The sequence below is a fragment of the Pseudomonas sp. ASL4 genome (assembly GCF_056680395.1).
On the sequence record NZ_CM155280.1, the window covers coordinates 1,522,137 to 1,548,242 of the forward strand.

Sequence of the window (26,106 nt, forward strand, 5' to 3'; positions counted from 1 at the left end):
AGGTTGCTCAAAACCAATGTGGGAGCGGGCTTGCTCGCGAAGGCGGTGGATCAATCAACATTTAAGTCGACTGACCGTCCGCTTTCGCGAGCAAGCCCGCTCCCACAGGGTTTTGCGTTTAGATGTTGAGCAGTTGCAGGCGCTGACGAATTGAAGATTCAATCCCTGCTTCATCCAGCCCGCACTCAGCCAGCATCTGCGCAGGCTTGGCGTGCTCGACGTAGCTGTCCGGCAAGCCCAGGTGCAGCATCGACTTGAGGATGTTTTCCCGGGCGAGGAACTCACTGACCGCGCCACCGGCGCCGCCCATGATCGCGTTCTCTTCGATGGTCACCAGCAACTCATGGCTACCGGCAATTTCACGAACCAGTGCTTCGTCGAGCGGTTTGACGAAACGCATATCGACCACGGTCGCATCCAGCGTCTCGGCGACTTTCAGCGCTTCGGCCAGTTGCACGCCGAACACCAGCAGGGCGACTTTGCTGCCCTGACGGCGAACCACACCCTTGCCGATTTCGATCGGTTGCAGGTCTTTCTCGATGGTCGCGTTCGGGCCGTTGCCACGTGGGTAACGCACCGCCGCCGGGCCGTTGTACAGGTGACCGGTGGTGAGCATTTTGCGCAGTTCGTTTTCGTCGCTCGGGGTCATCACCAGCATGCCGGGGATGCAGCGCAGGAACGACAGGTCGAAACTGCCGGCGTGGGTCGGGCCGTCTTCGCCCACCAGACCGGCGCGGTCGATGGCGAACAACACGTCGAGGTTTTGCACCGCGACGTCATGGATCAGTTGGTCGTAGCCGCGTTGCAGGAATGTCGAATAGATCGCCACGACCGGTTTCGCGCCTTCGCAGGCCATGCCGGCGGCGAAGGTGACGGCGTGCTGCTCGGCAATCGCCACGTCGAAATAGCGCAGCGGGAAGCGTTCGCTGAACGCCACCAAGTCGGAGCCTTCCTTCATCGCCGGGGTGATCCCGACCAGGCGCGGATCAGCGGCGGCCATGTCGCACAGCCACTCGCCGAACACACCGGAATACTTCGGCCCGCTGGCTTTCTTCGGCGCAGCGGCCGGCGCGTTCAGCGGTTCGAGTTTGGTGATGGCGTGGTAACCGATCGGGTCGACTTCCGCCGGGGCGAAGCCTTTGCCTTTCTTGGTGACGACGTGCAGGAACTGCGGGCCTTTCAGATCGCGCATGTTGCGCAGGGTGGCGATCAGGGTTGGCAGGTCGTGGCCATCGATTGGGCCGATGTAGTTCCAGCCGAGCTCTTCGAACAGCGTGCCCGGAACCAGCATGCCTTTGGCGTATTCTTCAGTACGACGGGCAATTTCCCAGGCGCCGGGCAGGCGCGACAGGACCTTTTTGCTGCCTTCACGCATGCTTGCGTAAGTGCGGCTGGAAAGGATTTTCGCCAGGTAATTCGACAAGCCACCGACGTTGCGCGAAATCGACATGTCGTTGTCGTTCAGGATCACCAGCATGTTGGCGTTGACTTCGGGCGCGTGGTTCAACGCCTCGAACGCCATGCCGGCGGTTAGTGCGCCGTCGCCGATCACGGCAATCGCCTTGCGATCACTGTTTTGCAGGCGGGCGGCAATTGCCATGCCCAGCGCTGCACTGATCGAGGTGCTGGAGTGGCCGACGCCAAAGGTGTCGTACTCGCTCTCGGAACGACGCGGGAAGGCAGCGATGCCGTCCTTTTGGCGCAGGGTGCCCATGCGCTCGCGACGGCCGGTGAGGATTTTGTGCGGATAGGCCTGATGACCCACGTCCCACACCAGCCGGTCGTCCGGGGTGTCGAAGACGTAATGCAACGCGATAGTCAGCTCGATAACGCCCAGGCCGGCACCGAAATGCCCGCCGGTCTGACCGACCGTGTAGAGCAATTCCAGGCGCAACTCATCAGCAAGGGTTTCCAGCTCGGCTTCGCCTAACCGGCGCAGGCCGTCCGGCGTGTTGGCGCGGTCGAGCAAGGGCGTGGTCGGGCGCTTGCGGGGAATCTCATGAAACGTCGTGGGCATCAGGCGAATCGTTATAGGTATAGAAGAGGCGGCAGTTTACCTGATGCATCGCCCCCTGCCCACGCGTTGCTATTTTTTGGCGGATACGCTGTCAGCTGCGGCGTTCGACGATATAGCGGGCCAGGTCGCGCAGCGGCTCGGCGGCCGCGTCAAACGGTCGCAGCGCATGCAGGGCTTGATCACGCAGTTCCAGGGCGTAGGCCTTGGCGGCGTCGAGACCGAGCAGCGCCGGGTAAGTCGGCTTATCCCGGGCAATGTCGGCACCCTGGCGTTTGCCGAGGGTTTCGGTATCGCTTTCAACGTCCAGAATGTCGTCCTGGACCTGGAACGCCAGGCCAATCGCCTGTGCATAAGTCTGCAAGGACTTGAGTTCGTCTTTTTCGGCCCGACCACTGGCCAGGGCGCCGAGTTTGACGCTGACCTCGATCAGCGCGCCGGTCTTGTGCCGGTGCATGTATTCGAGGGCTTTTTGATCAAGCTTGAGGCCGACCGAACCAAGGTCGATGGCTTGACCGCCGACCATGCCCGCCGGGCCTGCCGCCAACGCCAGGGCGCTGACCATCTGCAAGCTGATTTGCGCATCCAGGGTGCTCAGGCGCGGGTCGAGCAGGGCGCTGAAGGCCAGGCTCTGCAAGCCGTCACCGGCGAGGATTGCGCAGGCTTCATCGAATTTCTTGTGAGTGGTCGGCTGGCCACGACGCAGATCGTCGTCGTCCATGGCCGGCAAATCGTCGTGCACCAGCGAATACGCATGGATCAGCTCCACCGCACAGGCTGCGCCGTTGGCTTGCTCCGCCTTGCCACCCAGCGCTTCGCACGCGGCGTAAGCCAGCAATGGACGCACACGCTTGCCGCCATTCATCACGCTGTAGCGCATGGCTTCATAGAGGCGTGCGAGTTCCGGGCCTGGCGCGGTGAACAGGGTGTCCAGCGCCGCATTGACTCGGGCCTGGCTGGTCGCCGAATACGCTTCAATCATTCTGGCTGATCCGCTTCGAAGGGTTCCTCGGCCAGCTCGCCATCACGCTCGAGCAGCACTTGAACCTTTTGCTCGGCCTGGGCCAGCGCTGCCTGGCAATCGCGGGTCAGACCGATGCCTTGCTCGAAAGCCGTCAGCGAGTCTTCCAGCGACAACTCGCCGTTCTCCAGTCGCTCGACCAGTGTTTGCAGGTCAGCGAGGGATTGTTCGAAATCCAGTGCAGCTTTTTTGCGGGCCATGGCGGCTATTTCCGGTTGACGTTAAACCGGCGCGACACTAGCAGACATGGGGGTTATGGGCAAATGAGCGGGGGTGTTTCGGCCACTGACTTGTGGGAGTGAACGCGCCTCTGTGGATGGAGCGCTTACCTGTGGCGAGGGGGCTAGCCCCCGTTGGGTTGCGAAGCGACCCCAAATCCAGACACCGCGACTCTTCAGGCATACCGCTTTCAGCGATTTGCGACTGCTTCGCAGCCGAACGGGGGCGAGCCCCCTCGCCACAAAGTGATGTCGCTTCTAGAGGGGAGAGGAATTATTCGGCTCATTTCGTGAGCCGAATAGCCGCTCTATTCGGCTCACACCCAACAATCACCGTGAATCTCACCACAAATTAAGATGTATCTGATTGTTAAAAAACCGCCAAATCGCTAACCTTCGCGCCTTCTACGACCCAATAGTCACGGGTCTTTCTGACGAAACGCAGTTTTTTGATCTGTAACGCGCCGAGGATCGGGCGCAAGGTTTCGTTATGCATGGCAGGAGGCGTCACATGCGTTGGTTTCTTTCACTGCTGATAACGCTGGTCTGGGCCTGCGCTGCCTGGGCCGAGCCAACGGCCGAGTTATCGGAACCGGTGGGCGGCTGGCGTTATAACGGCTTGCTCGATCGCAGTGAAAACCCTCAAGTCGCCTATCCCACACCGCCCATCGACCGGGGTGTGCAGCGCAATCGCACGATGATCGAAGGCCAGCTCAAGGCCATCGGCACCCAGCGCGGGCCGCACACTCTGGCGGTCAACGGCAATCCGCTGAATCTGTATACCGACGACGAAGGGCGTTTCGCCCGGCCGTATGCGTTTGGCGCCGGTTCCAACAGCGTCGAAGTGCGCAGTGCCGAGGGTAAGTCCCTCAAGCGCGTTCAATTCTATGAAGCCAACAACCTGCGCACTCCGGCGCGGATTCGCGTGGTGTTGGGCTGGGATGATCCAAAAGCCGAACTCGACCTGCACATCATTACTCCCGACGGCCAGCACGCGTTCTTCGCCCACACGGCGTTGACCAACGGCGGCGGTCTGGACCCGGACGGCGTCGATGGCCCCGGCCCGGAAATGTTCACCATGACCGCGCCGCTGCATGGCACCTATCTGGTTTATGTGAACTATTGGGGCAACTTCGGCAGTGAAGGCTATAACTTCGATGAGCACAGTAACCAGAACGAGGTGATTACCTCGCAGATCAACCTGGTGCTCAACGAAAACACCGTCGACGAAAAACGCGAGACATTCATCGTGCCCCTGCGGGCCATCGGTGACCTGTTGCTGGTCAAGACTTTCAACTATTAAGCATCCCGCTCCACGGATGAATTGCTGAGCTTTGGGAACATGAGCGTGAACATGAGCGATAACACGATTTCCCCTGCCGTTCCCCCGGCCGCTGACGCACCGGCTGCCAAATCTTCCCGGCGTTGGCCGGCCGTGCTGGTCGGGCTGTGCCTGGTGGCGGGTGTCGCGGGCGGGTTGGGCTGGTTCATGCACAAACCCAAAGTGCCGCTGGCGGCGTTGGCCAGTGACAAACTGGGCATGAGCCGCCCGGACGGCCTGCTGGAAACCAGTTCCCTGAGCCAATTGCCCAAGGACTTGCTGGCGGTGCCGTTCCTCAAGGAAACCCTGACCGAAGATTTCGTCTTCTATTACGAAGCCCATGTGGATCGTCTCGGTTTGATCGGCAGCTTGCGGCGGATCATTTACGAACATGACCTGAAGTTGCAGGACAGCCTGATCGAGCAGCTCTTCGATCAGCCGGCCGATGTGGCGCTGTGGCGTGGGGCGGATGGTCGCCTGAAAGACTTCTTGTTGGTGATGGATCGCGGTGGCCTGGCCAAGGTGCTGGAGCCGCTGGCAAAAGTGGCATTGGACGATACGCAACTGACCAAAGTCGGCGATGTGAAAGTCGGCGCCGACGACGTCGCGCTCTATCAACTGACCTACAACGCCACCAAGGCACTGCTGTTCGCCTCCCATGGCGACAAACTGGTGGTGCTGTCGAACCCGGCCAAGCTGTACGAAGGCGGCCATGGTCCGGTCGATGAACCGGGCATGGTCTCGACTCAGGCGCTAGAAGCACTGCTCGGGGGCCAAAAACTGTTCCCCGAAGCCTTCGGCCTGCAACCGCGCTTGCCTGAGGTGAAGCAACGCCTGTCGGTCAATTCCAGCGTTCTGGCCATGGGTTATCAGCGCTTTATCCCGAACTTCGCTGGCCTGCGTTTCGACATGGACGACAAGGGCTGGCACAGCTTCCTCGCCATGGACGAACTGGATAACCAGCCAGACTTCGATTTCAAACCGATCTGGCAAGCCATGCCGATGGGCGCCAGTGCCTGCGTAGCCTTGCCGCTGGCGGCTGAACAACAGAAACCGCTGCTGGTAAAACTTGGCGCGGAAGAAAAAGTCGCCGAAGCCCTGACCGAACACGTGGCCGGCGCGGCGGGCCTGTGCTGGTACGCCGATTCGCGGCTGTACACGCCGCTGCTGGTGGCCAGCCTGAACGACAAGGACAGCGCCAAACTCGACGGCGACCTCGGTAACCTGTTCGGCTCGATGGTCGGCGCCTACGAAGGTAAGGTCGATGAGCACGCGTTCCCGGTGGTCGAGAAGCAGGAAGGCGAAACCCATCAGTGGCAGCGTCAGGTCAGCTCCAACTTCGGCCCGTACGCGGCCAAGGATGCCGAGAACCCGGACGCGATCACCGGCAAGGCGTTCATGAAAGTCAGCCTGGCCCGTCACGGTTCGACGCTGCTGTTCTCGCTCGACGACAAACTGGTCGATAAGGCCCTCGGCACTCTCGACAAACGCTTCCCGCCGCTGGCCGATGTGTTGCCCAAAGACCTGCTGATGCCGGTCTACTTCGGCCCGGATTCCATGGCGCAGTTGATGCAACAGGAAACCCTCGACAGCCTGCCGCAGGACATGGAACCGGTGTTCTACAACGCCGCGCAAACCTACCTGATCCCGAAACTGCGCAAGCTCGGCGGTTACGGCAAATACGCGCTGACCTTGCCCAAGGGCAGTGAGCCGGACGGCCACTGGCAGTGGCTGCCGCTGGAATGGAAAGCCCTGTGACAGCACTTATCCGAGGCCTCGGCCTGCTGGCGATGCTGCTCGGCAGTCGGGCATTTGCCAATGAGGCGCCGCCGCTCGACGTGCAGCAATCCCAGGTGTTTCGCGCCTGGTTCGTGCGCATCGCCCAGGAACAACTGACCCAAGGCCCGAGCCCGCGCTGGTTTCAGCAGGACTGCGCCGGCCTGGTGCGTTTCGCCGCCAACGAAGCGCTGAAAGTCCATGACGACAAATGGCTGCGCAGCAATGGCCTGTCCAACCGCTACCTGCCGCCGGAACTGCAACTGAGCGAGGCCCAGCGCGGTCTCGCCCAGCAATGGCAGCAGGGCGGCGGCAAGGTCGGGCCGTACGTCAACGCGATCAAACTGATTCAGTTCAACAGCCATCTGGTCGGTCGAGACGTGGCGCTGGCCCGGCCCGGCGACCTGATGTTTTTCGATCAGGGCGACGACCAGCACCTGATGATCTGGATGGGCCGTTACATTGCCTATCACACCGGTACCACCACCCCTACTGACAACGGCATGCGATCCGCGAGCCTGCAGCAACTCATGACATGGAAGGACACCCGATGGATACCCGACGCAGCCAACCCCAACTTCATCGGCGTCTATCGACTGAACTTTCTCTCCCAATGATCGGTGCCCGCATGCTGCGCTTCTGCTCAAAACTGCCATTGTTATTGGCCCTGGTGCTGCCCTTGTCGGTGGTCAACGCCGAAGACACCGTCGAGCCAAGCGGTTACACGCCGGTGGCCGGTGAAAGCTTTTTCCTGCTGGCCGACAGCAGCTTCGCCAGCGACGAACAGGCGATGGTTCGCCTCGAAGCGCCGGGCCGCGACTATCGCCGGTTCCGCATGGAGCCTTATGGCGGCGCCGACATTCGCGTCTATCGCATCGACAAGCCGCTGGATTTCCTCAAGCGTCAGAAGAACCTGCACCGCGTGGTCAGTGACGGCCAGTTCAAGGGCGAAGGCCTGTCGAACACCCTCGCGTACCTGTGGGACAACTGGTACCGCAAATCTCGTCGCGTGATGCAACGGGCGTTTTCCTACGAGTCCCGTCAACAAGTCACCGAAGAAGTGCCTGAGCTGAAGATGGGCACCGCGATTGCCGCGCCAACGCCTTACGACGCTCAGCCACAATTCGCACTGATTCCGGGCTTGCCAGTTGTCAGTCAATTCCGTTATCCGCTGTGGGAAGCCAAACCGATCCAGCCGCCCGCCGGCGTGAACCTGGCCGGTTCTTCCAGTGAATTCGTCAGCGTTGCACCGGGTAACGTGTACATCCCGTTGGGTCATCTGAAACCGGGTCTGTATCTGGTGGAAGCGCTGATCGGCAAGTACCGCGCGACGACCATGGTCTTTGTCTCCAACACCGTGGCCGTAAGCAAGATTGCCGGTGATGAATTGGTGGTGTGGGCTGCGCGCAAACACGAAGGCAGTTCGGTGCCGAAGGTCAACGTGCTGTGGACCGATGGCCTGGGTGTGATGAGCAGCGGCGCCACCGACACCGACGGTTTGCTGCGGTTGAAACACGTCAGCCCCGAGCGTTCGTTCGTGATCGGTGAAGACGAAGAGGGCGGTGTTTTCGTCTCCGAGAACTTCTATTACGACAGCGAAATCTACGACACCAAACTCTATGCCTTCACCGACCGACCGCTGTACCGGCCGGGGGATTGGGTGTCGCTGAAAATCGTCGGTCGCGAGTTCAAGAACGCCCGGGATTCCGTGGCACCGACCGCTGCCGACGTCAACGTAACCGTGCTCGATGCCACCGGTACGGCGCTGCAGTCATTGGCGCTGAAGCTCGATTCCAAGTCAGGTACTCAAGGTCGTTTCCAGTTGCCGGACAACGCGGTGGCGGGTGGTTATGAGCTGCGTTTCAGCTACAAGGATCAGGCCTACAGCAGTGCCTTCCGAGTCGCCGAATACATCAAGCCGCACTTCGAAATCTCGCTGAATCTGGCCAAACAGGACTACCGCACCGGCGAACCGGTGAAGGGCAGTCTGGTGCTGCTGTACCCGGATGGCAAACCGGTGGCCGACGCCAAGTTGACCCTGAGCCTGCGCGCCCAGCAACTGTCGATGGTCGACAACGAGCTGCAATACCTCGGGCAATTCCCGATCGAGCTGACCAGCACCGAACTGACCACCGATTCCAAGGGCAACGCGACCCTTGACCTGCCGGCCGCCGACAAACCGAGCCGCTACATGCTCACCGTGTTCGCCAGCGATGGCGCGGCGTATCGGGTCAAGACCACCAAGGAAATTCTCATCGACCGTGGCGCCGCCAGCTTCCGCTTGAGCGCACCGCAACGGTTCAGTGCGGTGGGCGACAAGGTTGCTTTCAGCTACGCCAATGAAGGTGGCGGCGAGCAGAGCAAAGCCGTCACCCCGAGCAGCTACAGCTGGGTTCGTCTGGAAGACCAGACCACTGGCGACGGCAAACTCACTGCGAAAGACAAAGGGTTCAGTATCGCTTTCGACCGTGCGGGTACTTACAACCTGACCTTGAAGGATGACCATGGCCGCGTGGTTGGCGCCACCGGTCATTCGGTCACCGGCGATGGCGTCAAAGCCGTGCCGGGCACAGTGGAAATTGTCCTCGACAAACCCGAGTACAAGGCTGGCGACGAAGCCCTGGCGTTGATCACGTTCCCGGAACCGGTCAGCGATGCACTGCTGTCGCTGGAGCGGGACAAGGTCGAGGCCACGGCGCTGCTGTCCAAGGGCGGCGACTGGCTGAAGATGGAAAAACTCAGCGAGACTCAATACCGCGCGCGGATTCCGGTGAAGGATAACTTCGCACCGAACCTGACCTTCTCCGTGCTCTACACCAAGGGCGGTCAGTACAGCTTCCAGAACGCCGGCATCAAGGTGATTACGCCGCAGATTGACGTGGCGATTGCTACCGATAAAGAGACCTATCAGCCGGGCGATACGGTGTCGGTTGACCTGACCACTCAGTTCGCCGGCAAGCCAATTCCGGCGCACCTGACGGTCAGTGTCGTGGACGAAATGATCTACGCGCTGCAACCGGAAGTCGCGCCGACCATCGACCAGTTCTTCTATCACCCGCGCCGCAACAACGTGCGCACCAGCGCCAGCCTGTCGTTCATCAGCTATGACGTTGCGTTGCCGGGCAGCCCGGGCGCACCGGGCAAAGCCAACCGCAGCGAACGGGGCGTGAAAGTGCTGGAGCGCCCGCGTCGTGAAGACGTCGACACCGCCGCATGGCAGCCAGAACTGGTGACCGACGCCAACGGCAAAACCCGCTTCACCTTCAAAATGCCGGACTCGCTGACCCGCTGGCGCATCACCGCCCGGGCCATCGCCGATGACGGCCAGGTCGGGCAGAAGAAGCAATTCGTTCGTTCGGAAAAGCCGCTGTACCTGAAGTGGAGCGGCCCGACCAAATTCCGTACCGGCGACAAACCGGATCTCGGTGTGTTCGCGTTCAGTCAGGCCGAGAAACCGGTCAAGGCTGAGTTGGTGATTCATTACGGTGGCGCCGATCAGCGTGTGCCGGTAACCCTGAACAACGGCATCAACTACATCGCGTTGCCAGCGTTTGCATTGGCGAGCGGCGACTGGACCGCAGAACTGGTGCAGGACGGTAAAACCGCCGATGCCCTGGCTGTGCGCCTGACCGCGACTGGTGAAGGTTGGCAGGTGACTCAGAGCCAAGTAGTGGACGCGCTCAGCGGTGACACAGCGCTGACCTTGCCGGCGGATGCGACGGATATTCGCCTGCGCCTGGATGACAGTGCGCAAGCGCTGTTCCGTTCGGCACTTGATGATTTGCTGAGCTATCCGTACGGCGGCGTCGAGCAAACCGCCAGCCGTTTGTTGCCACTGAGCATTGCCTATCCATCGCTTTCGTCGAATCCACAGGTTCGCGATCGCTTGCGCCTGATCATGCAAAACAGCCGTCTGCGGCTGGTGCAAATGGCCGGGCCTTCGGCGAGTTTCACTTGGTGGGGACAGGACGGTGAGCCGGATGCATTCCTCACCGCTTACGCCTATTACGCCGACTGGTACGCCAGCAAAGCGCTGGAACTGAGCTTGCCGCCGGAGCACTGGCAGCGGGTGTTGGAGGTTTATTCGAAGCAGGCCAAAAACACACCGCTGTTGCAGCGGGCACTGATCCTGTCGTTCGCCAAGCAGATGCAATTGCCGGTGAACACCTTGCTCAGCGGTTTGATGGATGACCTGGCGAAGGCCGGCGACGGCAATGCCGCAAACCTGATGGACGATGGCGAAGACAGCATCGTCATGAGCGATCCGGATTCGGCGCTGGGGTTGGCGGCGGCGCGGGCATTGACTGCATCGCTGGCGCGCCAGTCCAAGGTCACTCTGCCGGACGCGTTTAATCGTCAACTGGCGGATGCGCAGCAACGGTTGGCGGTCAGTTCGCAGCCGTTTGCCGAAGCGCTGAACCTGTCGCTGCAAGCTTTCGATCAGGCTCACGCGCAAGCGTTGTTGCAACGTCTGCTGCCACAGCAATCGACCCTCGAACGCGCGTTGGCGTTGAGCTGGTTGCAACGCAGTATCGAGCAAGCTTCGCCGACCATCGCCCTGGCACCGGGTGAAGGCTGGAAGAAACGCTACGGTGATACCGGTGAGATGTATTGGACATGGCAGGGCGCTACGCCGGTGCCGGCAGCGTTGTCGCTGACCGGGACCCAGGAACGTCCGCTACGCGCCGCGCTGAGCTACCAGACCAAACAACCGGCAATCGACCCGATGGCTGTGACCATCACCCGTCGTCTGTCGCGTTTGGTGCCGGGTGACGAAGCGTTCGAATTCAAACTTGAAGCGGTCGGCACCAAGCCGTTGTCCAGCGACAGCCTGTACCTGGACGAAGTGATCATCACCAGCAAAGCGCCGAAGCCACTGCGCTACGGCATGATCGAAGTGCCGCTGCCGCCGGGCGCTGACGTTGAACGCACCACCTGGGGCATCAAGTTGATGGGCAAGGCCGGCACCGAACCGACAGCGCTGGAGAAGGCGCGTTTCGAGCCAGGTCAGATGGCTTACTCGATTCCCGTGGACGCCTTGAGCGGCGAATTGCGCGTACGTCACTTGGTGCGCTTCTCGCAGAAAGGCCAGTTCAACTTGCCGCCGGTGCGTTTCACTCAGATCTACGCGCCACAGCATCAGGCTCAGGAACAGAAACCGGCGCTTGGCCAGGTCACGGTCAACTGACATGACTAGGCCTCTGGTCTGGCTGCTGCTGTGTTTGATCCCTGCGCTGGCGACGGCGCAGGACGAACCGCTGCGGCTGGGCTTCAAGGGGGAATTGCTGTCGTTGAGCCGGACTCAATTGATTTCCCGCGAACCGTTGCCTGACTCTTTGCAAACGCCACTGGGTAGTCTGTGGAAGTTGTTTGTTTATGGCTGGCTGGTGGATACCGGCGCCCATGAATCGCCCTATGAATGTCGCGGGCAGTCGAAGGAAGAAGTTTATTGCTGCACGGCTGGCGGCAAGATTGGCCGTGATCAGGCGTTGGTGAAGTCTTGCGGGTTGTACTTTGAACCTGCGCGATTGGGCATTGCTGGTGCTGAGTGGCGGGCATATTGGCAGTTAAGGCAGGCACCGGAGTGGTTGCTGAACTTGCCATCGTTGCAGCCTTCCACCCGAGTTTCAGTCGCTGAATTGCTCAAGGTGCTGGCCGTGCTGCCGGCGCAGGATCAAGCGCGGCGGGTGTTGCTGGACGTGGTGTTGAACGCCGCTGACGGTAACGTCGTGGGTGAACTCGGCGGCCGGTTGCGGGTGAAAACCTGGAGCTGGTTGGGCGATCAGGATCCTACGTCGCGTCAGGGCGGGTTTGCCGGTTGGACGGTGGATGGATCGCCGATCTGGGCCGGTGGACGTGGGACCAGTCAGATGGTTTTGCGTAATTACGGTGGGGCGTTGGCTTCGGTGTTGCCGGTGGATTGGCCATTGGATGCGGGGCGTTGTGTTGAGGTGGGGCTGTTTTCACGTTATCCGATCAGCCGCGTTTTGGCGGGGGATCGGGTTGCTGACTCCGGGCCGTTGCAAGGCAACTATCGCGTCGAATTCGCCAGCGGCAATCAACTGGATATCCACAGCGACGGCGAACTCTTTCTGCTGAAAGACAAGCTTGTTGCGCGCCTTGATCGCGAAGAATACGTCGCCCGCGTCCTGCAACGAGAAGCCAAGTCCGAACCTGTTGAGGCCGCCAAAGCACTGGCCATCGCAATCAGAACCTACCTGCTGCAAAACGCCACCCGCAACGGCGACTGCCTGAGCATCGACGACAGCAGTAGCCGCCAACGCGTCGCCCCACGCCCGGCCACCTCAGAATCGCGCAACATCGCGGCGTGGACCAGCGACCTCGTCCTGGCCGGCAGCACCGTCACGTATCACTCCGACCAGCCGGGCCCGGACAAACTCTCCTGGCAGCAAGCCGTCGAACAAGCCAACGCCGGCCAACGCTACGACGCCATCCTGCTGCACGCCTACCCGCGCGCCAGCCTCAGCCGCTGGGACAACCCGGTTGCTTCCTGCGAAGCGTTGCCCGCCGCGCAAGACTGGCTGCTCAACCAGCGCCGCGGCTGGCGCCAACGCCTCGAAAACGAAGTCGGCTACAACGAAATCAGCACCTTCGCCGTCTGCCGCCTCGCCTTCGGCCGGCCTTTTGTCGACCGCGAACGCCAACGCATCTACGTGCGCGGCGTGCAGTCACTGCAAGACCGCCTCGACCTGACCCACGAATACCTGCACCTGGCCTTCGAAGCACACCCGAACGGCCAGGATGAAACCTACATCGAAGGGCTCGCCCGTCACCTCTTGCTGGAATAGGCCATGAAACTCAGTTATCCACAGGTCTTCCTGTTCCTCTGCTCCTTCTGCGTACTGCCGACGACCTTCGCCGCCGACGCCGCCGTCACACTCGACACCCCCGTCGGCGGCTGGCGCACTGGCGCAGTTGAAGGCGAAGGCGAAAACTACCGCCAGACGGTTAACTATCCCGCTTCCTCGGTAAACACACCGGTCGGCCAGGCCAATACCGCGCGCATCAGCGGCCAGATAAAAGCCACACCCAAGACGGGTGAGCCTGGCCGATTGATCGTTAACGGCATCAGCATGCCGTTGAAAATCGACGCCTCTGGACGCTTTGATCGGCCGTACTCGTTTCCGAATGGCAGCAACAGTGTTGAAGTTCGTAGCCCGGATGGCCAGCAGCGGCATCGCACGCAGTTTCTACGCGCCAGTGGCGGAGCTACGCCGGCCAAGTTGCGGGTGTTGTTGTCGTGGGACAGCGACAACACGGATTTGGATTTGCACCTTGTGACGCCGGATGGTGCGCACATCTGGTACGGCGATCGCGTGGCACCTAACGGCGCGGCGCTCGACGTCGATGTCACCACGGGGTATGGCCCTGAAATCTTCTCCATGCCGGCGCCGATCAAAGGTCAATATTTGATCTATGTGAACTACTTTGGCGGCGGGTATCGCAGCGATGACGAAGGTCAGGCGGACGCGGTTCAGCCGCTGACGACTGCGCAGGTGACGGTGATTACGGAGGAAGGGACGCCGAACGAGAAGATGGAGACGTTTGTGGTGCCGATGCGGGCGGTGGGGGAGTTGACGTTGGTTAGGGCGTTTAGTTATCCGTGAGGGGGGATTGTGCAAGTAGCTCTTGCACAATTGAATTGGGCAGCAGCTTGCTGCCCAATTGCTTGAATGAAGGCAGACAGAATCGGTCAGCAGGCTGCTGACCAATTTCGGAGTGTTCAGGCGTCGTCTAATTTGGCGGCTGAACAGTCGAGATGATCCACGCAGACCTTTACTCGCTGAGGTGCTACAAGCCGTTCTCTAACTGTCCAACGATTGTTGGACAATCATCGTCGGTAGTGATGTTTTCAGGCAGCCATTTCAGGCTTAAAACTACTGGATGTCAGGCGTTTGAGTGCAATGTCGAGTGCCGAGTCGTCAAACAGCCTGCTCTTGCGAGCGGCAGCGCCAGCTCCTCCATCCCAATGCTTCAATGCTTCACGCACAGCAGGAACAGTCGGGGATACTCCCTCCTGACTTAGCAACCAATCGACCGTCGCCAACAATTCCATGCCGAATGGCGACTCAAAGCCGTCGATCAACTCGGCAGTGCGCTCCAAGGCTTGGGAAAACTCCTTGGCCTCGGTCTTGAGGTAGGTTTGCAAAAAGGCTTTGCGCTCTTGGTCAAACCAGATCACATCGCTGATACCCGCATCACTGATGCGCTTGTCGCAATGCAGATAGCTGCCATCCAGGTTATTGAGCAGATGTTCCAGCCGATTGGCATACGGCCCGTATTTATGAGCAACGAACTTAAGATCCAGCGGGTTTTTGGTGTCTGGCAGCTTCTCAATCGCACGCTCCAGAAACCAGGCTAGCTTCTGAATCTCAAGCAGGCTGCATTCCATACCTAAAACCCAGTAGCGTCGGACCAGTTCGGCGATGAGGGCGCGAGCAGGGGTGAGCTTTTCCACACCGCTACGCTTGGCTACATTCAGATACTGGTTGGAAGGTTCAAAAACCAGTACATCGACATCCAGATCACTCAAGACATCAACAATCTGTTCGCGAACCTCTGGCCATTTCAAACCACCGTTACCGGCACCTAGCGGTGGAACAGCTACTGACTTCACGTCGTTTTCAATCAGGAAGCGACGCAGATCGTGTAAACCTTCTGTTATCCATGCCATCTGCGAAGGCGATCGCCAGTGACGTTTGGTAGGGAAATTTACGATCCAGCGAGGGCCGTCGAGTTCATTGACTGCCGTTACGTGAACCTTGCCCGTCTCTACCTCGCAAGCCTTGCAGGCCGCTGAATACAGACGATAGTTCTCCGCAAAGCGCTCTTTGAACATCAACGCGATACCTTTGCCCATCACGCCTACGGTATTCACCGTGTTGACGAGGGCTTCGGTTTTGGCTTCCAGAAGGTTGCCTTGGGTAAATCTGATCATTGGAAATACCATCCCGGACGCGCATGAACAGATAACGTCAGGCCTCTAGCGGCCACGTCCTGCTCTATGTGTTCTTTCATTGCATCGTTGTAGCACATGATGCCAAGGAGTCCTGTAATCGGTAGGTGATGGTGAATCAGCGCTTCGGCCTGATAACGCTCCATTTTTCGAGGGTCATCAGGATCACGTTTGAAGTCGCGTCGTTGAAGAATAGACCAATCGATCTCGCCGAGATTCGCCAGATCGCTGTAATAGTCTGTCCAATCCGGGTAGGCATGTGCGTTTGTGAAGACAAACGGTAGGCCAAGCTGTTCGACGCGGTACAGGCTGGAGACCAGAATCACGATCTCGTCATTGCTGCGCTGCTGAACACTCCACCCGGAGTGAATGTTTTTCATCATCACAGAGAAGGGTGTGAAATAGAAAGGTACGTAGTCGGCCAATACGCCCGCTGGAGCAATAGGAACACAACGATTGCGGCGCTTGTCTATCAAGTCAGAGTTGCCAATATTCACATACTGCGGTGCCTGCACGTCCGAGCTGGCGCAATGCAGACCGTTGTCCAGAATCCAAGGCAGGTTATCGAGGTGGACGATACGCCAAATCAGAGCCTTCTCTGGATTCAGACTGGTGTAGTTCATTGATAAAACATTCTCTGATTCGCGCCGGTGAGTACATTAACACCGGCCTCGCGCATTTTAGCCACGCAGAGTGCTTCGACCTCCTCGTTAGGAGAGAAGATTTTGAAGAAAGCGTTTGGTTTCACAACGCCAGGCGCCAAGCATTCCGCCATGCAGATGCTTTTGCAGTGCGCGTCGTGATACTCCCGACTGTTCATGACCTCCCACTCGATGGCTTCGAAACCCTCGTCGTAATCGAGTAGCTGAATTGAATCGTTTGCTAGAGGGTGGCGAGGAATGACTTTCCAACCGTTTTGTTTCGCAATGGACCTGTAAACGGAGATCAGGACGAATTTCACCTCAGGGTTGTTACGTTGCACACTTCCGTCAAATGGATTTGCAGCGAACCAGTGAAAGGGCACATAGCTGTCAAGCTCAAGGGCTTTACGCTTCTTCAGAATCTCACTGTCAGCTACATCTTTAAAGTCGGTGAGATCAGCGCGAGGCTTTAGGCCTCCCTGAAAAATGCCATCCAGGTTTTCAACCGAAGTGAGGTGGTATAGAAGCTTTTGTTCCTTGATATTTCTGACGTCTGGCATCGTGGTCTCCTTGACCTGCACAACTATCTAACCCGCTTTAGCCCTATCTCTTCTGCGCGTTAACCGCGACCTTCCAAGTCGGGCGTACTTCGTGATTCTAGTGTGCCATCACCTTAAGTCACAAGCGTTGCAGGGGAATGGCCGGTTTGCCCAAAACCCTTCTCTCACTCTTCGTCAAAATAATCACGATCCAACGTCGGTAACCGCAACAGTCGCGATGTAACACCCACCTCATGGTCCATCATCAGACGCACCAGTCGTGTGCCATCCACCAACACAATCCCGTCCACCGATTTAGCGAAGTCGACAGCGTGTGCCGTGAAACCGGAGGTTGTGATGAACACCCCACGTTTGGCTTTTGCCCGGCGAGTGCACCGTAGAAAGCCTGAAGCTCAGGGCGGCCTACCGTGTTTTGCCAGCGCTTGGCTTGAACGTAAACCTTCTCCAATCCCAGTTTGTCGAGCGAGATGATGCCGTCGATGCCGGCATCCCCAGAGCCACCGACACGCTGCAGGTCATTGCGACTGGCGCCATAACCCAGGCGATGAAGCACATCCAGCACGATCACTTCGAAGCGGTTGGGGCTAACCTGCAACAAATTATCCAAAAGGTCAGCCGCTGTAGCGTCGCGCAATTCCTGGAGGGCTTGTTCTAGCCGATCATCCGGGCTGGCGGTGGCGGAGGTGACGTCAGGTTCAACAGGAGTTTCGTCATCAAGCGGTGCCGCGTCAGGTGCAACCTTCAGCTTCACATTCATATAGCCAATGGCTAAATGCTCCACTTCATCAGCCGGCAGAGGGGCTGGATGCTCCTTGGCGTAGGCCACACCCGCATCAGTCAATTTCCAATACCCGCGTTTGGCGCTGCTGGAAAGGCCGGCACGCTTGAGCCGATCGTGTGCCCAGCCCGCTCTGTTCTTATAGGTCGTCTGCCCACTGGCGATCAGCTCTTCACGCTGCTCTAAAGTCAGTTGCAAAATTTTTGCTGCAGCTTCATAGGCATCCCGAGCGGGGACTCCATCGGGTTTCGTGGCGAGAAACCGCAGGATGGGCTCGATGAACTGATCGTAAGTTGGAACGGACATGGACGCTTCCCTGTGATGGCTACGGTTTTGTGCTGATTGGCGGGCGAGTATAAATCAGTGATCAGTCCGGCAACTCCCGTGCCGGCTCACTAGAGAGCCGTTCGTGCAGAGAAAACGTAAGCAACCATGTATTGAGGAGGTTCGAGTACGAAGACTGCGCCCGCTCGGAATTTACCGTTGGCTGATAACTTAGATCAGCATGGGATGCTCAGCTATTTCGCTAATAGTTAAGCGGCACTTTCTTCCAGACATTAAAAAGCCGGCTTGTGGCCGGCTTCTCGGGGACTGGCTTGGTTCATTTTTGGTAAACCGCGCCAGCCTTCAAAACGTACACCCGGATCTTGCGTCCGGCTGTGGGACTTGGCGAGATAGTGATCTGCCTTGTCGGTGCGATCAGAGCCGCGGGGCGGGTGATGCGCAAATGTGGGGCGCAGCATACTGATTTTTTTGGGGAATTCCCAGTGTGGTGTGCGGATTAGAGCGTTGTCAGTGACTTGCATCAACCCTGTGGCGGGGGGGCTTGCCCCCGTTGGGGCGCGGAGCGTCCCCCAAACAAGGCGACTCCATTTCGCAGGCATACCGCGTTTGCCTGGTTTGCGATTGCTGCGCAGCCGAACGGGGGTAAACCCCCTCGCCACAGTGGATCTCATGCGTTATAGGAACGGCACCGCCGGCCGTCGCTTGTTCAGCGTCGACCACCAAAACACCCAGCCCATGATCCTGATGTTCTGATCTTCGATTTGCTCGGCCCGGAAGATCTCATCCGGATACTCCGCCTTGTTGTGACTGCGCAACCGCAACGCATTCCCCGGCATTCGGTGCAGGTATTTGATCCGCAGCATCCCGTCGTGCTCGATGGCATAAATCTCCCCATCAATTATCTGCGTCAGCCCGCGATCAATCGCCAGGGTTGAGCCGTCTTCTATTTTCTCGCCCATGCTGTTGCCGATCATGCGGGTGCAGATGGCGTCGTTGGGGTTGATTTCCAGGGCGTCGAGGTGGCTGCGGGGCAGGCGGATGGATTGGTCGGGGTCTTCGATGACGTGGGTTTGGTTGGAGCCGGGGGCTTTGGTGGTTTCTTTGTAAAAGGGCAGTTCGACGTCGATGGGCTCGATGACGGTGTAGATGCCGCGAATGGCCTGGGCGTCGAAGGTGTTGCCGGATTCGTCGACTACGCGCAGCGGGGAGAGGTCTTGTGGGCCTTCGCCGGTTTTGAGCCAGTGGCTGTTGACGGACAGTATTCTCGCCACCTCTTCCATGCGGTAGGCGGGCACACCTCGGGTGTACCAGTTGTGGACGTTTTGTGGTTCTGTGTCCCAGAAAGCGGCGAATCCCGTTGTCGTGATCTTCGCCTCTTCCAGGAGTGCTTTGAATCGTGGACCGCTCGTGTTCTTTTTCATAAACGCGAGTCTACTGGCGTGGAATGGGGGTTTGAATAAACCACCTGTTCAAATTGCGCGGGAATTTTACGACCGGATGTAAGACGTCTTACGCTCGAATTAAACAAGAAAAAACCAAACGTCAGATTTGTTAAACCTAGCGTTTAAAAACCTTATCCACGCCCACAAAAAACCCCGGCTCAACCGGGGTTTTTTCAAGTCGTCAAAGGCGCAAGGCCCATGGCGTCTTAGCCTTTATAGGCAGCAACCGACTTCATGATCTCGGTGCGAGCGGCTTCTGAGTCGCCCCAACCTTCGATCTTCACCCATTTGCCTTTTTCGAGGTCTTTGTAGTTCGCGAAGAAGTGCTCGATCTGCTGGATCAGCAGCGGTGGCAGGTCGCTGCACTCTTTCACGTCGACGTACAGCTGGGACAGCTTGTCGTGTGGGACTGCGATGACTTTGGCATCGCCGCCGCCATCGTCGGTCATGTGCAGGATGCCGATTGGGCGGGCGCGGATGACCGAACCTGGAGCAACCGGGTAAGGGGTCACAACCAGCACGTCGAGGGGATCACCGTCGTCAGCCAGGGTGTTAGGGATGAAACCGTAGTTGGCCGGGTAGAACATCGGGGTGGCCATGAAACGGTCAACGAACAGGCAATCGCTGTCTTTGTCGATTTCGTATTTGATCGGCGCGTGGTTGGCCGGAATCTCGATCGCGACGTAGATGTCGTTCGGCAGGTCTTTGCCAGCCGGAATCTTGCTGTAGCTCATTGGGCGGTGCCCCCGTTAGTTGACCAAAAACACTTGGCCGGATTGACCAAAAAGTGGCGGCGATTATAGGCATATTCTGCCGTCGACGCCATGTACCAGAGGTCGTAGAGACCTTAGTCGTGTGCCTGATAGACCGGGTCATGCGCCTGAAGTTGCCGCAACCTGTCCAAAGGATCCTGCCGATAGAAAAGCTTCAACTGCTCGTAGACCTGTGGATAAGCCTCGTGCAGCAAATCCGGGGCGCTGAAGAAGTATTCGCTGGTGACGGCGAAGAACTCCGCCGGGTTCTCGGCGGCGTAGGGGTCGATGACGGTTTCGATGCCTGGATTGCGGTCAAGTTGCCGGTTCAGGTCGTCGTAGGCGTGTTGCATGACCTTGGCCCAGTCGCTGACGCGCATGTCCGGGTGCAGTGGCGGCAGGCCGTTGGCGTCACCGTGGAGCATGTCGAGTTTGTGCGCCAGTTCGTGGATCACCAGGTTATAGCCTTCCCAGCCGCCGCTGGCCATGACGCCAGGCCAGGCGAGAATGATCGGGCCTTGCTGCCAGGCTTCGCCGCTGTGTTCGCCATTCCATTCGTGTTCGACGCCGCTGGCATCGCGATGGCGCTGGGGGCTGAGGAAGTCGTCGGGGTAGAGGACGATTTCATGGAAGCCCTGATACCAGTTCAAGTCGCCGAGGTTTAGCAGGGGCAATTGCGCTTGAGCGGCGAGCAACAGGCGTTGCTCTTGATGAAGTTCGACGCCAGGGAGGGTGGTCAGGTGTTTTTCATCGAGGAACAGCACGCTGGCTTCACGCAACCACTGGTCTTCGGCGGCGCTGAGGCCGTCAAGGAAGCTCAAGTGATGGCGCACCCGTTGCCACATGTCGTCGGCAATCGGGTGTTTGGCCAGGGTGCGCTGGCGCCGCCAGGCGCTCAGGGACCACATGGACGGTCAGCGGGTTTCGGCTTTGGAGCTCGAACCGCCGAAGCGGCTGCGCACGATGCCGATGATCATCGGTACCAGCGACAGCAGGATGATGCCCACGACCAGCAGCGACAGGTTTTTCTTGATGAACGGTACGTTGCCGAAGAAGTAACCGAGGGTCACCAGGCCGCCGACCCAGAAAATCGTGCCCAGTACGCTGAAGCCGAAGAATCGCGGGTAAGGCATCTTCGCCACACCGGCGACGAACGGTGCAAAGGTGCGAATGATCGGCAGGAAGCGCGCCAGGGTCACGGTTTTGCCGCCATGCTTGTCGTAGAAGTCGTGAGTCTGTTGCAGATAGTCGCGACGGAAGATTTTCGAGTTCGGGTTGCTGAAGAGCTTTTCGCCTGCCGTTCGTCCGATCACATAGTTGGTGCTATCGCCGAGGATCGCCGCCAGCATCAGCAGGCCGCCCAGCAACACCGGGTCCATGCCGCCGCCGGCCGCCACGGCGCCAGCGATGAAGAGCAGGGAGTCGCCCGGCAGGAATGGCATTACCACCAGGCCGGTTTCGCAGAAGATCACCAGGAACAGAATCGCGTAAATCCATGGACCGTAATTGGTTACCAGCATGTCGAGGTACACATCGAGATGCAGGATAAGGTCGATCGGGTTGAAATCCATGGATGGCACCTGTGGTGATGGTCCGACTCAGCAGACCTGTGCGGATGACTTCGTGTAAGGCTACAAGCGGGTGTAGTTTTTCTTACAAGCCGGGAAGCTCGGGATTATACGGGGGGGAAAGTGAAAAGCGCGTCGAGATTGTAGCGGGGGATGTCACGAATAAATCAGAGTCCGACAGACTGCGCACAAACCCTTGTGGCGAGGGAGCTTGCTCCCGCTGGAGGGCGAAGCACTCCCAAAGCCTGAGTTTGCGGTAGTTAGGGAGATTTACAGTGGCTGATTTCACGACTGCTGCGCAGCCGAACGGGAGCAAGCTCCCTCGCCACAAGAGCTTGCCGCCATAGCTCCGTTATAATTCGTCGCTAATCGGCAACACGTAGTTCTTGAATTCGGTGTCTTCCTTGAACCCGATCGACTCGTAGGTCTTCTGCGCAACTTCATTATTGCTGCTGGTGGAAACACGCATCCGCACGGCATTGGTTTCCTTGGCCATTTTCTTCGCGGTGCGAATCAGGTTATCGGCAACCAGTTGGCGGCGCGCGTCTTCGGCGACGTAGATGTCGTTGAGGATCCACACGCGTTTGAGCGATAGCGAAGAAAAGCTCGGATACAACTGACAGAAACCCATCAGTTTGGCGTTGTCGTCATCGGACAAGGCCAGGTAGATCACCGATTCCTTGCGACGCAGGCGTTTTTCGAGGAACGCACGGGACGAGTCCGGATACGGAAGGGAGCCATAAAACTCACGATATTTGACGAACAGCGGAGTCAGGAGGTCCAGGTGTTCGAGGGTCGCTTGAATAATCCGCATTGATTGGTCTCGTCTTCAAGTGGCTGTCTTCACGTGCTCTGACGGCAATTTGCTACTCGGGCAGCCGTGTTTCGATCCTGCCTGAAAGTGCAGCAGAAACGCAATGCGGAAACGGTTCAGGCATCCGGCGGACTGAGTAGGAAATTTCCCTTCATGTCCGCACCTGCGTCCGACTCCAGTGTCTGAACCTGGGCTTCGTCCTTCAGATTGACCCCCGACAACTGCCGCCGACAGGCTTCGCGCATCAAATACAGCAAGCGGTGTGCCGCCATGCCGTAACTGAGGCCTTCGAGCCGCACGTTGGAGATGCAATTGCGGTAGGCATCCGTGAGACCGACCTTAGGATTGTAGGTGAAATATAAACCCAGGCTATCAGGCGAGCTGAGTCCCGGACGTTCACCGATCAGGATCACCACCATTTTCGCGCCCAGCAGTTCACCGACCTCGTCAGCCACGGCCACTCGGCCCTGTTCCACCAGAATCACCGGTGAAACGGACCAACCATCCGCTGCTGCCTGTTCTTCCATGCGCGTCAGAAAGGGCACGGTATGGCGATGAACGGCCAATGCCGACAAGCCATCGGCGACCACAATCACCAAATCCACGCCGCCGGGGTGGGCCGAGGCATAGTCACGTAAGGTCTGCGCCGATTCATCGCTCAACTTGCGCCCCAGGTCAGGGCGCTGCAAATAACTGTTCCGGTCTGTGGCCGCGCTATGCAGCAGCACACTCTCCCGGCCGCGTTCGGCCAGTTGCGCCCCCAGCCCTGCATGGTCAAACGGCAAATGCACCGCGTCCCGCGCCTGGGCGTGGGCGTACTGGAAATCCAGCTGTGCGCTGGTCGGCATGCTGGTGCCGGTGCGGCCCAGGGCAATGCGCGCCGGGGTCAGGCGACGCAGTTCCAGCCAAGGGTTCTGTGGATCGACGGGTGGTTTATCCATATCAACACTCATCCCAATTGCGCCAAGGCCTGGCGGAAGGCCGGCGGCAGGTTGTTACCGAAGTGAACCTTGCCGTCGGCCTGGGTGAAGATGCCCATTTTGGCCAACCACTGTTCAAACTCTGGCGCCGGTTTCAAACCCAGGGTTTGCCGAGCGTAGAGGGCGTCGTGGAACGAAGTGGTCTGGTAGTTGAGCATGATGTCGTCGGAGCCGGGGATGCCCATGATGAAGTTGATCCCGGCCACGCCCAGCAGGGTCAGCAGGGTGTCCATGTCGTCCTGGTCGGCTTCGGCATGGTTGGTGTAGCAAATGTCGCAACCCATCGGCACGCCCAATAGCTTGCCGCAGAAGTGGTCTTCGAGGCCGGCGCGGATGATCTGTTTGCCGTTGTAGAGGTATTCCGGGCCGATAAATCCTACGACGGTGTTCACCAGAAACGGCTTGAAATGGCGCGCCACGGCGTAGGCTCGAGTCTCGCAGGTCTGTTGATCGATGCCGTGGTGGGCGTTGGCTGACAGGGCGCTGCCCTGGCCGGTTTCGAAATACATCAGGTTTTGCCCGAGGGTGCCGCGATTCAGGCTCAAACCGGCGTCGTAGCCTTCCTGCAATACGTTCAGGTTGATACCGAAACTGGCGTTGGCCGCTTCGGTGCCGGCGATCGACTGGAACACCAGGTCCAGCGGCACCCCACGGTTCACCGCCTCGATGGAGGTAGTGACGTGGGTCAGCACGCAAGCCTGAGTCGGAATGTCGTAGCGCTGGATGATCGCGTCGAGCATTTCCAGCATGGCGCAGATCGAGGCGATGCTGTCGGTGGCCGGGTTGATGCCGATCATCGCGTCGCCGTTGCCGTACAGCAAACCGTCGAGAATGCTCGCGGCGATCCCGGCCGGTTCGTCAGTCGGGTGATTGGGTTGCAGGCGTGTAGACAAGCGGCCACGCAAGCCCATCGTGCCGCGGAACTGGGTGATTACGCGGATTTTTTGCGCCACCAGCACCAGGTCCTGTACGCGCATGATCTTCGACACGGCGGCGGCCATTTCCGGGGTCAGGCCGGGAGCCAGGGCGCGCAGGCTCAGCTCGTCGGCGGCGTCGCTCAGCAGCCAGTCGCGAAAGCCACCGACGGTCAGGTGGCTGACCACGGCAAAAGCTTGTTTATCGTGGGTGTCGATGATCAGTCGGGTGACTTCATCGGCCTCGTAAGGAATCAGTACTTCCTGTAGGAAGTGGCTCAGCGGAATGTCAGCCAGGGCCATTTGCGCGGCCACACGCTCGCCATCATTGAGCGCGGCAACGCCGGCCAGAAAGTCCCCGGAGCGCGCCGGGCTGGCCTTGGCCATGACTTCCTTGAGGCTCTCGAAGCGATAAGTCTGGGCGCCGACGGAATGGGCAAATGCGGCCATGGGACGGGGTCCTCCTGAATCTGTGGATAACTCAAAAACACCACCGAACTCCTGTGGGAGCGGCGGTGCGACGATTCGACTTGCTCGCGAAAGCGGTGGCTCAGTCGACATCAATGGTGCATGTCAGACCGCCTTCGCGAGCAAGCCCGCTCCCACATTGGATCTCGGTGCACTTCGATGTGGCAGGCGCCGGGCACTAAGCCCGGCGCCGGTGCAACTCAGTTACCTGTGAGCATAGCGTCCGCCGGTGCGTCGGAGCGCTGCTTGGCGGTCAGTTGGAAATACAGGTAACCGGCGGCCATGAAACCAAGGAAAACCAGGCCAATCACCGTGTTGAACCACGCCATCGCCACCAAGCAAACCACCGCCAGGAACAGCGCAATCCCCGGCACGATCGGGTAGCCCGGCGCGCGGAAGGTGCGTTCCAGGTTCGGCTCGGTTTTACGCAGTTTGAACAGGCTCAGCATACTGATGATGTACATCACGATGGCGCCGAATACCGACATGGTGATCATCGCTGCCGTCAGGGTCATGCCTTGTAGATTGACCAGGCCGTCGCTGTAGATAGCGGCGATGCCGATGACGCCGCCGGCCAGGATCGCCCGGTGCGGAGTCTGGAAGCGCGAGAGTTTGGCCAGGCCTTTAGGCAGGTAACCGGCCCGGGCCAGGGCGAAGAACTGCCGCGAGTAGCCGAGGATGATCCCGTGGAAACTCGCCACCAGACCGAACAGACCGATCCAGACCAGCATGTGCATCCAGCTCGAATTGTTACCAACCACGGCTTTCATCGCCTGAGGCAGTGGGTCGTTGATGTTCGCCAGTTGACGCCAATCGCCTACGCCGCCCGCCATTACCATCACGCCGATGGCCAGGAACACCAGGGTCAGAATGCCGCTGACGTAGGCCTTGGGAATCGTCCGTTTCGGGTCTTTGGCTTCCTCGGCCGCCATGGCCGCGCCTTCAATGGCGAGGAAAAACCAGATCGCAAAGGGGATCGCCGCAAAGATGCCGGGGATCGAGGCGATGGTGAATTCGTTGGAGCCCGACCAGCCGTTGAGCACGAAATTGCTGAAGCTGAAGCCTGGCGCGACCACGCCCATGAACACCAGCAGTTCGGCAACCGCGAGCACGGTGACCACCAGTTCAAACGTCGCGGCAATGCTGACGCCGAGAATGTTCAGGCCCATGAACACGAAATAGGCGCCAACCGCCGCAATTTTCGGGTCCAGATCCGGGTATTGCACGTTGAGATAAGCGCCGATGGCCATGGCAATCGCCGGCGGCGCAAAGACGAACTCGATCAGGGTGGCGATGCCGGCGATCAATCCGCCTTTCTCACCAAACGCCCGCCGGCTGTAGGCAAACGGCCCGCCAGCGTGGGGAATTGCGGTGGTCAGTTCGGTGAAGCTGAAGATGAAGCAGGTGTACATCGTCGCCACCATCAACGCGGTGACGAGAAAACCCAAGGTGCCTGCGGTGCCCCAGCCGTAACTCCAGCCGAAGTACTCGCCGGAAATCACCAGGCCGACGGCAATGCCCCATAAGTGCAGGGTGCCGAGTGTGGGTTTGAGCTGTGTCGTCGAAGTCATAAGTCC

Annotated in this window: 20 protein-coding genes and 2 pseudogenes; 6 read left to right on the top strand and 16 right to left on the bottom strand. The window is 59.2% G+C overall.

Annotation, left to right across the window (positions count from 1 at the left end):
• Window positions 1-118 precede the first annotated feature (118 nt).
• From dxs to AC1MEW_RS06860, 3 genes are all read right to left on the bottom strand, one after another.
• Complete coding sequence (gene dxs / locus AC1MEW_RS06850) at window positions 119-2,017, bottom strand: 1-deoxy-D-xylulose-5-phosphate synthase (RefSeq protein ID WP_201198191.1); 1,899 nt, start codon at window positions 2,015-2,017, stop codon at window positions 119-121.
• Window positions 2,018-2,108: 91 nt separating this feature from the next.
• Entirely contained in the window at window positions 2,109-2,996 is an 888-nt protein-coding gene (locus AC1MEW_RS06855) for a polyprenyl synthetase family protein (protein WP_201198190.1), read from the bottom strand.
• Window positions 2,993-3,235 carry an exodeoxyribonuclease VII small subunit gene (locus AC1MEW_RS06860; protein ID WP_056743654.1) on the bottom strand — a complete coding sequence of 81 codons (243 nt, stop codon included), beginning with the start codon at window positions 3,233-3,235 and terminating at the stop codon, window positions 2,993-2,995. The genes AC1MEW_RS06855 and AC1MEW_RS06860 overlap by 4 nt, the downstream gene beginning before the upstream one ends.
• Window positions 3,236-3,764: 529 nt before the next feature.
• Here AC1MEW_RS06860 and AC1MEW_RS06865 point away from each other — a divergent pair.
• The 6 genes from AC1MEW_RS06865 to AC1MEW_RS06890 are packed head-to-tail and all read left to right on the top strand — an operon-like array spanning window position 3,765 to window position 13,978.
• On the top strand, window positions 3,765-4,556 hold the full coding sequence (locus tag AC1MEW_RS06865) for a YfaP family protein (RefSeq protein WP_201198188.1): 792 nt from the start codon (window positions 3,765-3,767) through the stop codon (window positions 4,554-4,556).
• A gap of 51 nt (window positions 4,557-4,607) precedes the next feature.
• Entirely contained in the window at window positions 4,608-6,332 is a 1,725-nt protein-coding gene (locus AC1MEW_RS06870; RefSeq protein WP_480425774.1) for a DUF2138 domain-containing protein, read from the top strand.
• Window positions 6,317-6,967, top strand: a complete 651-nt coding sequence (locus AC1MEW_RS06875; protein WP_201198186.1) for a DUF1175 domain-containing protein — start codon at window positions 6,317-6,319, stop codon at window positions 6,965-6,967. The genes AC1MEW_RS06870 and AC1MEW_RS06875 overlap by 16 nt, the downstream gene beginning before the upstream one ends.
• Window positions 6,964-11,538, top strand: coding sequence for an alpha-2-macroglobulin family protein (locus AC1MEW_RS06880; RefSeq protein WP_480427193.1), 4,575 nt, complete (start codon window positions 6,964-6,966; stop codon window positions 11,536-11,538). Before AC1MEW_RS06875 ends, AC1MEW_RS06880 begins: the two co-directional genes overlap by 4 nt.
• Window position 11,539: 1 nt before the next feature.
• A complete protein-coding gene (locus AC1MEW_RS06885; RefSeq protein ID WP_480425776.1) occupies window positions 11,540-13,159 on the top strand; it encodes a DUF2300 domain-containing protein in 1,620 nt (539 codons plus the stop codon).
• A 3-nt stretch (window positions 13,160-13,162) separates the two neighbouring features.
• Window positions 13,163-13,978 (top strand): YfaP family protein, encoded by an 816-nt coding sequence (locus AC1MEW_RS06890; RefSeq protein WP_201198184.1) that lies wholly within the window; start codon window positions 13,163-13,165, stop codon window positions 13,976-13,978.
• A gap of 245 nt (window positions 13,979-14,223) precedes the next feature.
• On the opposite strand, the gene darG is transcribed toward AC1MEW_RS06890, so the two are convergent.
• From darG to eat, 13 genes and pseudogenes are all read right to left on the bottom strand, one after another.
• Window positions 14,224-15,309, bottom strand: a complete 1,086-nt coding sequence (darG, locus tag AC1MEW_RS06895; protein ID WP_480425779.1) for a type II toxin-antitoxin system antitoxin DNA ADP-ribosyl glycohydrolase DarG — start codon at window positions 15,307-15,309, stop codon at window positions 14,224-14,226.
• Window positions 15,306-15,950: a type II toxin-antitoxin system toxin DNA ADP-ribosyl transferase DarT gene (gene darT, locus AC1MEW_RS06900; RefSeq protein WP_480425781.1), complete on the bottom strand. Its 645-nt coding sequence runs from the start codon at window positions 15,948-15,950 to the stop codon at window positions 15,306-15,308. The genes darG and darT overlap by 4 nt, the downstream gene beginning before the upstream one ends.
• On the bottom strand, window positions 15,947-16,528 hold the full coding sequence (locus AC1MEW_RS06905) for a DarT ssDNA thymidine ADP-ribosyltransferase family protein (protein ID WP_480425783.1): 582 nt from the start codon (window positions 16,526-16,528) through the stop codon (window positions 15,947-15,949). Before AC1MEW_RS06905 ends, darT begins: the two co-directional genes overlap by 4 nt.
• A 164-nt stretch (window positions 16,529-16,692) precedes the next feature.
• Window positions 16,693-17,285: pseudogene (locus AC1MEW_RS06910) on the bottom strand (restriction endonuclease).
• A 117-nt stretch (window positions 17,286-17,402) separates the two neighbouring features.
• Window positions 17,403-17,612, bottom strand: a pseudogene (locus AC1MEW_RS06915) (winged helix-turn-helix domain-containing protein); the annotation flags it as partial.
• 653 nt (window positions 17,613-18,265) lie between these two features.
• Window positions 18,266-19,012, bottom strand: coding sequence for a S24 family peptidase (locus AC1MEW_RS06920; RefSeq protein ID WP_201256079.1), 747 nt, complete (start codon window positions 19,010-19,012; stop codon window positions 18,266-18,268).
• A 227-nt stretch (window positions 19,013-19,239) separates the two neighbouring features.
• The gene (gene ppa / locus AC1MEW_RS06925) at window positions 19,240-19,767 is read right to left on the bottom strand and encodes an inorganic diphosphatase (protein ID WP_008153565.1); all 528 of its coding nucleotides are present in this window, start codon (window positions 19,765-19,767) and stop codon (window positions 19,240-19,242) included.
• Window positions 19,768-19,880: 113 nt separating this feature from the next.
• Window positions 19,881-20,693: a M90 family metallopeptidase gene (locus tag AC1MEW_RS06930; RefSeq protein ID WP_201198174.1), complete on the bottom strand. Its 813-nt coding sequence runs from the start codon at window positions 20,691-20,693 to the stop codon at window positions 19,881-19,883.
• A 6-nt stretch (window positions 20,694-20,699) separates the two neighbouring features.
• A complete protein-coding gene (locus AC1MEW_RS06935) occupies window positions 20,700-21,356 on the bottom strand; it encodes a DedA family protein (RefSeq protein ID WP_201198173.1) in 657 nt (218 codons plus the stop codon).
• 349 nt (window positions 21,357-21,705) lie between these two features.
• Window positions 21,706-22,167: a GNAT family N-acetyltransferase gene (locus AC1MEW_RS06940; protein WP_201198172.1), complete on the bottom strand. Its 462-nt coding sequence runs from the start codon at window positions 22,165-22,167 to the stop codon at window positions 21,706-21,708.
• 116 nt (window positions 22,168-22,283) lie between these two features.
• The gene (eutC, locus tag AC1MEW_RS06945; RefSeq protein WP_201198171.1) at window positions 22,284-23,108 is read right to left on the bottom strand and encodes an ethanolamine ammonia-lyase subunit EutC; all 825 of its coding nucleotides are present in this window, start codon (window positions 23,106-23,108) and stop codon (window positions 22,284-22,286) included.
• A gap of 8 nt (window positions 23,109-23,116) precedes the next feature.
• Complete coding sequence (locus AC1MEW_RS06950) at window positions 23,117-24,511, bottom strand: ethanolamine ammonia-lyase subunit EutB (protein WP_322269749.1); 1,395 nt, start codon at window positions 24,509-24,511, stop codon at window positions 23,117-23,119.
• A gap of 218 nt (window positions 24,512-24,729) precedes the next feature.
• Complete coding sequence (gene eat, locus AC1MEW_RS06955) at window positions 24,730-26,100, bottom strand: ethanolamine permease (RefSeq protein WP_201198169.1); 1,371 nt, start codon at window positions 26,098-26,100, stop codon at window positions 24,730-24,732.
• Between the last annotated feature and the right edge of the window lie 6 nt (window positions 26,101-26,106).